Source organism: Shewanella sp. 10N.286.45.A1 (assembly GCF_041470405.1).
Taxonomy (GTDB): Bacteria; Pseudomonadota; Gammaproteobacteria; order Enterobacterales; family Shewanellaceae; genus Shewanella.
The window spans coordinates 1-10,519 of record NZ_JBFRMK010000167.1 but is presented as its reverse complement, the minus strand read 5'-3'; the positions used below and the strand labels follow the sequence as shown (position 1 = coordinate 10,519).

9 protein-coding genes are annotated in these 10,519 nt (G+C 45.4%); 6 read left to right on the top strand and 3 right to left on the bottom strand.

The annotated features are described in order from the left end of the window. Positions 1–104: 104 nt before the first annotated feature. Both AB4238_RS13285 and AB4238_RS13280 read right to left on the bottom strand, forming a co-directional pair. On the bottom strand, positions 105–2,237 hold the full coding sequence (locus tag AB4238_RS13285; protein ID WP_372033859.1) for a cache domain-containing protein: 2,133 nt from the start codon (positions 2,235–2,237) through the stop codon (positions 105–107). A gap of 22 nt (positions 2,238–2,259) precedes the next feature. After that, the gene (locus AB4238_RS13280; RefSeq protein ID WP_220737140.1) at positions 2,260–3,642 is read right to left on the bottom strand and encodes a sigma-54 dependent transcriptional regulator; all 1,383 of its coding nucleotides are present in this window, start codon (positions 3,640–3,642) and stop codon (positions 2,260–2,262) included. A 279-nt stretch (positions 3,643–3,921) separates the two neighbouring features. Here AB4238_RS13280 and AB4238_RS13275 point away from each other — a divergent pair, with 279 nt between their 5' ends. The 6 genes from AB4238_RS13275 to moaA all read left to right on the top strand — a co-directional run bounded on the left by AB4238_RS13275 (position 3,922) and on the right by moaA (position 9,675). Further along, positions 3,922–4,734: a substrate-binding domain-containing protein gene (locus tag AB4238_RS13275; RefSeq protein ID WP_372033858.1), complete on the top strand. Its 813-nt coding sequence runs from the start codon at positions 3,922–3,924 to the stop codon at positions 4,732–4,734. Beyond that, complete coding sequence (locus AB4238_RS13270) at positions 4,731–5,438, top strand: ABC transporter permease (protein WP_371994139.1); 708 nt, start codon at positions 4,731–4,733, stop codon at positions 5,436–5,438. Before AB4238_RS13275 ends, AB4238_RS13270 begins: the two co-directional genes overlap by 4 nt. Continuing rightward, complete coding sequence (locus AB4238_RS13265; RefSeq protein ID WP_372033860.1) at positions 5,438–6,163, top strand: ATP-binding cassette domain-containing protein; 726 nt, start codon at positions 5,438–5,440, stop codon at positions 6,161–6,163. The genes AB4238_RS13270 and AB4238_RS13265 overlap by 1 nt, the downstream gene beginning before the upstream one ends. 97 nt (positions 6,164–6,260) lie before the next feature. Beyond that, complete coding sequence (mobA, locus tag AB4238_RS13260) at positions 6,261–6,875, top strand: molybdenum cofactor guanylyltransferase MobA (RefSeq protein WP_371994140.1); 615 nt, start codon at positions 6,261–6,263, stop codon at positions 6,873–6,875. Then, positions 6,872–8,668: a bifunctional molybdopterin-guanine dinucleotide biosynthesis adaptor protein MobB/molybdopterin molybdotransferase MoeA gene (locus AB4238_RS13255; protein ID WP_372033857.1), complete on the top strand. Its 1,797-nt coding sequence runs from the start codon at positions 6,872–6,874 to the stop codon at positions 8,666–8,668. Before mobA ends, AB4238_RS13255 begins: the two co-directional genes overlap by 4 nt. Positions 8,669–8,688: 20 nt before the next feature. Beyond that, the gene (moaA, locus tag AB4238_RS13250; RefSeq protein WP_248975638.1) at positions 8,689–9,675 is read left to right on the top strand and encodes a GTP 3',8-cyclase MoaA; all 987 of its coding nucleotides are present in this window, start codon (positions 8,689–8,691) and stop codon (positions 9,673–9,675) included. Between the two features lie 259 nt (positions 9,676–9,934). On the opposite strand, the gene AB4238_RS13245 is transcribed toward moaA, so the two are convergent. After that, entirely contained in the window at positions 9,935–10,249 is a 315-nt protein-coding gene (locus tag AB4238_RS13245; protein WP_372033856.1) for a hypothetical protein, read from the bottom strand. Between the last annotated feature and the right edge of the window lie 270 nt (positions 10,250–10,519).

Here is a 10,519-nt window from a genome sequence, read left to right as displayed (position 1 = left end):
ATACTGATTGGTATAAATGCTTCTATTGTGAGCATCTTCGGCTAGAGAGGTATAAAAAAGCCAGAAGGAAAGTTCTGGCTTGTTGAGTTATCTATTAAGTCTAGCTAGTGCTGATCATCCGCACGGCCATGGAACTGCAGCCCTTCGTATGGAGTGTCGGTTTGCGCTTCAACAGCGGTATGGTACAGACCGATCGTAAACATACTGCCCTTACCCACCGTAGAGGTCACATCTATAGTGCCACCGATACGTTTGATGATACCGTAGCTTAATGATAACCCAAGGCCAGTACCATCTTTGCGAGTAGTGTAGAAAGGGTCAAAAATACGGTTTAGTTCCTCTTCCGGGATCCCTTTGCCCTCATCTTCTATTTCAATTTTAACGCCAACTGGGTCACCTCTTTGCACCCAGTCATAGGTGCGGATCCAGATCTGCCCCTTATCGTTAATCGCATGAGCAGCATTAACAACAATATTAATAAGCACCTGCAATAGCTGGGGTCGATTAACTTGAATTGGATAACTTGCGTTGAGCTCTTGGTGCAGTACCACTTCTTGTTTTTGTATTGAGTGACGAACAAGCACCAACATCTCTTCGATAATCGGCGTGATCTGATGCATCTCTAGCGGCGCATTAAACTCACCTGGACGACTATATTGCAGCAAACTGCGAATAATAGTACTGATACGACCGACCTGTTGGATAACCAGTTCAATCTCCTCTTCAACAACATCAGCATTGTCACCAAGTTCGTATTTCAGTAGCTCCATATTGCCAAGAATAACCGCAGTGGGGTTATTAATCTCATGAGCGATACCAGCAGTCAGCTCACCAAGTGCTGTTAGCTTTTCATTGATAACCAGTTGCTGGCGAGTCTCATTAAGCAAGGCGACGTTGGCTTGTAGTTCTTCGGTTTTTTCTTGCAAGCTGCGAGTGCGCTCTTCAACTTTAACCTCGAGTTGCTCTGCCGCGGCTTGAATTTGAGTATTACGCCGCTGCAGCAGATCAAGCATGCGATCGAACTGCTCAGCCAAGTTAGACAACTCGTTACCGCTATCGAGTCCTAAGGAGCCAATGCGAAGATTTCGTCCTGATTGCACCGCTTTCACTACATGGTGAATACGCTCAATAGGTTGTAATAGGCTATAGGCACCACGGTAAACTAACCAACCAGAAACCAGTAATACCAGCATCAAGATGGTACCCAGTTCAATAATATTCAGTAGATAGTTATGAATAAAGGGTGATTCAGAGAAACCGGTATAGATCATCCCGATACGTCTGCCTTGCACATCCTCTAAGGGAGCGTAAGCAGAGATGAACCAATCATTAAATACAAAGGCTCTATCTACCCATAATGAGCCTTGATTCAAGACTTTTTCGCGCACCTCGGATGACACTAAACTACCAAGCGCCCGACCACGTTTATCATCATCTTTAGGGAAGAAATGCAGCGGGACGTTAGTACTGACACGAATATTATCGAGGAAGATGGTCACCGTACCAATAGAGCGCTCTGGCAAAGTGCCTTTGTCATAAACCAGATCGCGAATATGGTCGACAATACGGGTATCTCTATTGAGTAAGATTCCGCCATCTAAATACCAAGCCACATGGCCATCGGCATCAGGAATAGGCAATAAGCTGCGGCTTAACAAGCCTCGCTTTTCCTCAACTTTACTCGGTTCCTGTGCCCGCTGAGTTTTCATCACGGTCACTTTTGCTCGTTCAGCCAGTGCAGGATCGATACGGGACAAACGACTCGGCGATAACACCATCAAACCTGAAAACGGTTTGTCGTCTTCAATATGTGGCAGCATCTGCCGCAGATCAGGGTCGGCTGCCGCTTCAGCGACAGTAATCAAGCGCAGAAAATCGAGATCTAACTCAGTTTTGGTAAGCGCTAACTGCTGCTGCAATGCTTTCCTTGTTGCACGTGCATTAGGATCTAGCTCTCGAAACTCATTTTGAAAACTCCAAGACTTCATCACCAATTCAAGTCGTTTCTCTTGAATTGTTTGCACTGACTCCAAGGTATTATTGGCGACAGTTAAGTCCGCCTTTACTTTCATAAACAGTTGTTTACCGGTGTAACTGATATTCCAATAGATGGTAATAAACACTAGGCTGACAAGTGTTAATAAGATCGGTAACAAGGTGAGAATAAGAATGCGATAACGCACCTTAGCCTGCATCTGCTGCCAACTAACACCAAATATATTGGAAAAAAATGACACCTAAACTCTCCTGCCCAATGGCTTATTCTTCAATATTCTTTTCACCGCCAAACCACTCTTTATACTTGCGGTCTAGCGTTTTACGCGATACACCAAGATCTCTTGCTGCTGCTGATTTATTACCACCGTGTATATCGACAACGCGGGTCACATGGTCACGTTCAACATCCTTTAACGCCCATTGCAGCGGGTAACCAGATTCTGCCACCATCTCAGCTTTAGGCTGGGCTTTCCAGTACTCTGCAGGTGGCTTGCCGAGCAATATACAGCGTTCAATCATATTTCGCAGCTCACGGATATTACCTGGCCACTCATGTTGCTGCAGTTTAAGCATATCTTCATGACTCCACACCACCTCTTTAACGCCAAGCTCCGAGGCTAACTGGCAGGTAAAGTGATGGGTCAGCTCTACAATATCTTCAGGTCTATCACGCAGTGGTGGGATCACAATATCAAGCACGTTGAGGCGGTAATAGAGATCGCGTCTAAAGTTACCCTCTTCAACCTCCTCAGATAGTTTGCGGTTAGTTGCCGCGAGTACCCGGACATCAATATTAATCTCTTTCTCGCTACCTACCGGTCTAATGGTTCTTTGCTCTAACACTCGCAGTAACGCTGTCTGCATTTTTAGCGGCATCTCGCCAATCTCATCGAGAAAAATAGTACCGCCCGAAGCAAAACTAAACAAACCTTCGCGATTACCTTTTGCGCCAGTAAAAGAGCCCGCGGAGTGACCAAATAACTCACTTTCTAATAACTCTGGGGCAATGGCACCACAGTTAACCGCCACAAATGGTCCTTGGCGACCACTCAATGTATGCAGCTGTCTGGCCACCAACTCTTTACCTGTGCCAGACTCACCTTCAATCAATACCACGGCATTGGTTGGTGCCACACGCGCAATGACATCCTTCACCTCAGTCATCGCATCGCTTTGGCCAATAATGGTAGAAGATTGATTAAAAGAGACTTCGCGGCGCAACATTAAGTTTTCACGCTTGAGTAAACGTCGCTCGATACAGCGATCGACGGCTTTCATCATCTGCTCTAGATGGAACGGTTTCATAATAAAGTCAGATGCACCTGCGCGCAGTGCTTTTATTGCCACATCCATATCGGCATAACCGGTCATAAAGATGATGTCAGAACGTCGCTCTTGATCATTGAGTGCTTCGTGCCATTCAATGCCCGAACGCCCAGGTAAGCGAATATCCACAATGAGCAGATCAAAATGACAGCGTGAGCGCAACTGTTCTGCGTCCTCAACACTAGAAGCGGTCTCCACCAGCGCAAACTTCTTTGCCAGCGCCTTTTTCAAAAAGCTGCGCATACCAGGTTCATCGTCGACAATTAGTACTGATACGGCGGAAGGAATTGGCTTCATAGTATTTACTCTCTGGCTCATCTTGTCTTAAACAGGACATTTTGACTCATAATGAACAAAGTCTACCACCTAACGGCCGCAAATAGGTCACTATGAACCACGGTTTAGCGACGTTGGGACATATTGTCTGACTGTTTTTTAATAAGCATGGGATCAAGCTCACACTTAAGCGACTGATGTGATACAAAATCCTCGAATATATAAATGGCATCAAACTTGCTCTTGGTTACACAAGTGATTTCACTTTTCAGTGGGTACTCAGGTATAGAGCAACCCATAAATATTTGCCAAGGAGTAAAAATGTTAAACCTTAAACGCGTTATTGGTCTTGCTGTGACTGCTGCATTGTTTGTTGGAATGCCTGTTCAAGCCAATGAAGTTATTAAGCTAGCAACCACTACTAGTACTGAAAACTCAGGCTTGTTGAAGAATCTACTACCGACTTTCGAAGCCGAATCAGGTTATAAAGTACAAGTGATTGCAACTGGAACAGGTAAAGCCCTTAAACTTGCTCGCCAAGGTGATGTTGATGTTGTAATGACACATGCACCAGCAGCTGAAGCTAAGTTTGTTTCAGAAGGTTATGGCAGACTTCCACGTGGGATAATGGAAAACGATTTTGTTATCTTAGGTCCAAAAAATGACCCTGCTAAAATTCGCCCGAGTGATTCAGCTGAAGCGGCATTTGCCAAAATAGCTAAATCAGGCGCGCCTTTCATTTCTCGTGGTGACAACTCAGGCACCAATATGAAAGAGCTTATTCTTTGGAATAAAGCTGATGTTAAGCCAGACTTTGCTGGCTATACTTCTGTTGGCCAAGGCATGGGTAAAACACTATTAATGGCAAACGAATTACAAGGTTATACACTTTCTGACCGTGGCACTTTTGTTGCTTACTCAGGTAAGATTGACCTAGCAGTAGATTTTGATGGTGGCAAAGCACTCGCGAACCCGTATCAAATTATGCTGATCAATGCTGAAAAATACCCAGATTTGAACCACAAAGGGGCTAAAGCATTAAGTGATTGGTTGATCAGCGCAGAGGCGCAAGGGATGATCAATAACTACAAAGTTCAGGGAGAACAATTGTTCAAGGCAACTTATAGCGAATGAATGAAGGCTGGTTAGCCCTAACACAGCAGGCGTTAAGCCTGCTGTTTTCATTGGATCCAGAAGTCTGGTCCATTATATCGGTATCTTTTTCAGTATCATTTGCAGCATTAGCTATCACCTTGCTGCCCTCTATGGTACTCGGTTTTCTGCTGGCTTTTTCTCGCTTCCGCGGCCGCTGGCTTATCACTAATCTGATTCAAACCCTGCAATCTGTTCCCACTGTTGTCATCGGACTATTAGTCTACCTACTGCTCACTCGCATGGGACCACTTGGCGATCTTAAATGGTTATTCACCCAAAAAGGCATGATTTTAGGGCAGATGATGATTTGTGCGCCGGTACTTGTCGCCATGAGCCAAGCCGCATTCACTAGTGTTGACCGCCGAGCATGGGAAACCTCTCGCACACTAGGTGCACCGTGGTATAGCGCTATCTGGGCCGTTTGCCGCGAGTTAAAAGTGCCACTATTACTCGCTATCATCGCTGCATTTAGCCGTATTCTGACAGAAGTGGGTTGTTCGATGATGGTTGGCGGCAACATTGCCGGTGTCACCCGAAATATCCCAACTGCTATCGCCCTAGAAACCAGTAAAGGTGACTTTGCTCAAGCCATTGCGCTTGGCCTAGTCCTGCTAGTGTTAGCACTAGTGCTAAACTTTGCCTTAGGTACCCTAAGAGGCAAAGCTGAGCCGAGGAGTCATTAATCAGCATGGCAAAAATTATTGCACAAGATCTTGAGATGCGATTTGGTGATAAACATCTGTTTAGTGCCGCTGAACTGATATTTTCACAGAACCAAGTTATCCACCTTCAAGGTGATAATGGCTGTGGCAAGACCACATTAATGAAATTACTGGCGGGATTGATTAAGCCTACTCAAGGGCAAGTGCAAGCGATTGGCTACGCACTCGCCCCTTGGTGGCGTAGTAACACAATCGTAGGTAAAGCACTTTACCTACATCAACATCCGTATCTATTTGATGGCACAGTGCTTTATAATCTCACCTACCCAAAAGCATTCTCTGATAATGATAAGGCAAAACTGAGTGCTCGCACTGAGCAAGCAATTGAGATGGCGCAGTTAGGCCACTTGTTGAACCAATCAGCCTCAAGTTTATCGGGTGGTGAGCGACAAAGATTGGCCATTGCACGTGCTTGGATTGTCGAGCCTAAACTCATGATGCTCGATGAACCGACATCAAACATGGATAAGCACTCGCAACATCTGGTATTGCAGATGGTCGCCGACCTTAAAAAACAGGGTACAGGCATGATCATTAGTAGCCATCAGTCGTGTATGCTGACCCAAATATGCGACCATGTATGGCTAATCGATAACAATAAAATAAGCAATAATGATAAGGTGCCTGAAGCACCACCTACATTAGCAGTTCATATTAATCCCAATATGCTAAACAATATGGCCTAATTGCCGTACTAAAATTGCTACCTCGCCAGCATTAAGTTGCTTCGCGTCGGAGTATGATTGCTATTGTTAAGTAAGCCCCTAATAACAGGAAGAAGTGATGACGATAACGATCGATGCAGTGATCCTCGCCGGCGGTATGGCCAGACGTATGGGCGGCAACGATAAAGGCTTAGTTGAATTAGAAAGCCAGCCGATGATAAAACATGCAATTGACAGGATAAATCCTCAAGTTAAGGAGATCCTGATCAACGCAAACCGTAATCAAAAGGTGTATTCTGAATTCGGCTTTGAGGTCATCAGTGATCAAGACAGCGGCTATCTTGGCCCGTTAGCAGGCATGATCACTGCAATGAGTCACACACAAGCAGACTATTTAATGGTCGTGCCTTGCGATTGCCCGTTGTTACCGAGTGATTTAGTCAGCAGAATGCTGGCGCAGTTAACCGCGGAAGATGCAGAGCTTGCAGTTGCAAGCGATGGTAAACGCGAACAACCCGTAGTGATGTTATTAAAGCCGAGTTTACGTGCATCAATGAAAGCATTTTTAGATGCTGGCGAACGCAAAATTGATTTTTGGTACGCCAAGCACAATTACGTAGTGACTGATTTCAGCGACCAGCCGAATGCCTTTATTAACGTCAATACGCCAGAACAAAAGCAGCAACTTAGCGAAGCTATCGCCAACGAAAAGAATAACCTGAGGTGTAAATGAGCATACCTTTTACTAATCCGTTACCTATTCCCGTTCTCGGATTTTGTGCCTACAGCGGCACCGGCAAAACCACTTTATTAAAGCAATTGATCCCAGAGCTTAACCGCCGTGGTGTTCGCCTCGCTGTTATCAAGCACGCTCATCATAATTTTGATGTCGATATTCCAGGCAAAGACAGTTACGAAATGCGTAAAGCCGGCGCCAAGCAGATGCTAGTTGCCTCCCATGTTCGCTGGGCATTAATGACTGAAGATGCACGTGACTCTGATCCAGAGCTGCCTCATCTTTTAAACCAAATTGAAGCAGACAAAGTCGATATCGTCTTGGTTGAAGGTTTTAAAAAGCTCGAACTGCCAAAAATTGAGTTGCACCGCGCCGCACATGGTAAACCGTTCATCCATACTCATGATGACAACATTCAAGCGATTGCTTGTTGCGATGAAACCGAGTTGCCACAAGAGCTAAAACGTTTAGATATTAATAATGTGCCGCAGATAGCCGATTATGTCTGTGACTACATTGCCAGCTGGAAGCCATGCCCTATCGATCTGCCAATGGCGCCTAGCTGTGGTTGTGAACTCGATAACAGCACCACGCTGTCGGTACGCCAAGGCATAGATAAAATTCTCTCTTACGTTAATCCAGTCACCGCGACTGAAACCGTTGCACTTGATGAGTTAGAAAATAGAGTACTCGCTAGTGATGCGATCTCGCCCGTTAACGTGCCGCAGCATACCAACTCAGCGATGGATGGCTACGCCTTTAAACTCGCTGCAGACGGCCAAGCTTATAAGATGGTTGGCGAAGTCATGGCAGGCCACGCATACGCAGGCACCATTCAAGCCGGTGAAGCTGTCCGCATTATGACAGGCGCTCCAGTACCTGCTGGCGCAGATACCGTGCAATTGCGCGAATTGGCTAACGAACAAGATGGCCAAGTGCGCTTTGAAGGCGAGATGGCTTTAGGCCAACACGTCAGACAGGCGGGTGAAGATATTGCCCAAGGCGCAACCGCGCTTGCTGCCAATACTCGACTGCATGCTGCAGAGCAAGGTCTAGTGGCATCCCTTGGTTTTGGTGAGCTGCCTGTCTTTAAGCGTCCAACTGTTGCAGTGTTCTCCACGGGTGATGAAGTTTGCCAACCGGGTGAGCCATTACAAGCAAACTGTATTTTTGATTCCAACCGCTACACCATCAAGTCGATGGCGAAGAAACTCGGTTGTGAAGTGATTGATTTAGGCATTATTCAAGACTCTGAAACTGCGCTAGCAGATGCACTGAAAAGCGCCGCCAAGCAAGCTGATATCGTTATCAGTTCAGGTGGTGTATCGGTCGGCGATGCCGATTACATTAAAACGATACTCGAGCAGGTTGGCCAGATTAACTTCTGGCGGATTAACATGCGTCCGGGTCGCCCACTGGCCTTTGGTCAAATCGATAACAGCTTGTTCTTCGGTTTGCCGGGGAACCCCGTTGCAGTGATGGTGTCGTTCCTGCAATTTGTACAACCCGCCATTCGCAAGCTTGCGGGTGAGCAAGACTGGACACCGACTATGGTGCCAGCAACCACAGATAAACCACTGCGCAGTAGAGTCGGTCGTACCGAATTTATGCGCGGGATCTACCATCTAGCCGCTGATGGTAAGTTACATGTAACCACAACAGGTGCTCAAGGCTCAGGGATGCTTAGCTCAATGGTAAAAGGAAACTGTCTCATCGTGATAGGTGAAAAAGATGACCAGTTACAACCAGGTGACACAGTTTATATCCAACCTTTTGCCGACCTGTTATAGAGGTCATGTAGGTAAGTAGTATGAGTTTGATCGTTGATAACTTTGGCCGCACAGTCGAATACCTGCGACTGTCGGTCACCGACCGCTGTGATTTTCGCTGTGTGTACTGCATGAGCGAAGATCCATGCTTTTTAAGCAAAGAGCATGTACTTAGTCTTGAAGAACTCGCATGGGTTGGCCAAGCTTTTACCGAATTAGGCGTGAAGAAAATTCGCCTAACCGGCGGTGAACCATTAGTGCGCACCGACTGTGACCAATTAGTCAAACTGCTCGGTAAGTTACCGGGACTTGAAGAGCTGTCGATGACCACCAACGGCTCACGCTTAACCCGCTTTGCCCAAGAGATGCACGACTCAGGGCTCAATAGACTTAATATTAGCCTAGATACCCTCAAGCCTGATCTGTTCACTAGCCTGACCCGTAACGGTAAAGTCGATCGTGTAATAGCAGGTATTGACGCCGCATGTGCAGCTGGCTTTAAGAAGATTAAAGTTAACGCCGTTATTCTGCGTGGTCAGAATGATGATGAAGTACTCGATCTCATCGAATTCTGCCGCGAACGCGAACTTGATATAGCCTTCATCGAAGAGATGCCGTTAGGCGTTATTGATGAGCGTAAGCGCAGTCGTCACTGCAGCAGTGAAGAGATCAAAGCGCTAATTCGTGAGCGTTATGAGCTAAATATATCGAATCGTCGCACTGGCGGCCCTGCACGCTATTACACCATGCCCGGCAGCGATATTCATGTTGGCTTTATCTCACCTCACAGCAATAACTTCTGTCACGAATGTAACCGCGTACGCGTGACAGTTGAAGGGCGTTTACTGTTATGTCTCGGTAACGAGAACTCCGTCGACTTAAAAGCGATTGTGCGTGAATTCCCCGGTGACATCGAAAAGCTGAAAACCGCGATCCTCGATGGTATTAAGCACAAGCCCAAAGAGCACCATTTTGACCCTAACGGCGAAACCCAGATCCTTAGGTTTATGAATGCCACAGGCGGTTAGGCATTAACGGTTGTTTGAACGGTTATTGTCGCTTTGTTTGTTTCGCTGGTTACAGTCATTACAGTGTTAGATTGTCAGCTCAAGAGTCATAAACATAAAACCCGACGTAAAGTCGGGTTTTGTTTGTCTGAGCGTGATTGTTTGGGATACATTTAGGTTTGATCGCATAAAAGCAGCACTAGACGGGCTAAAAAAGTGGGTTGTACAATGTCGAAAATAGAGATTTAACCAACTGTTTTAATTTTGTTTTAAATTCTTATCATGTGTTTTTACGACTAAAAGATTTAGCACTAACGAGATGAAGTAAGGCATCTATTCTCTTATGAACATTATTATCTGAGTAGGTATTTCTACACAAAAGTACAACCAGCATTATGAGGATACTTTTAGTCTCCATAAATATGGAATCCTCTTGCATATAAACTAATATATAGAAAATCAAAACTGATTGAATGATTGCGCCGATTAACCAGCTATATTTCGATGGCTTAAGAGATTCGATCTCTAATATAATTTTGTCATGTCTATCTTCCGTAATCGCTTTCAATATTGCTTCTGATTTATCTTGGTTCATACTCGATATCTTCCTTGAACACATAACAGCTTATTAAACCGCAGTAGTGATAACATCATTACCCGTGCAGCACTTCTATTACCAATGCGCCTTGATAATATTCTTTATTTTAATATAACCTATTGTTTTAACATTTTAAATTAAATTTACGAGGACAATGTCGATGAGCGATTCTATTATCATTGACAGGAGCACTCTGATGGAATTTCGATATAACATGGATGAGGATTAGTGACCATATTTACAGCTTCTACGTATCCGTCTGGCGAA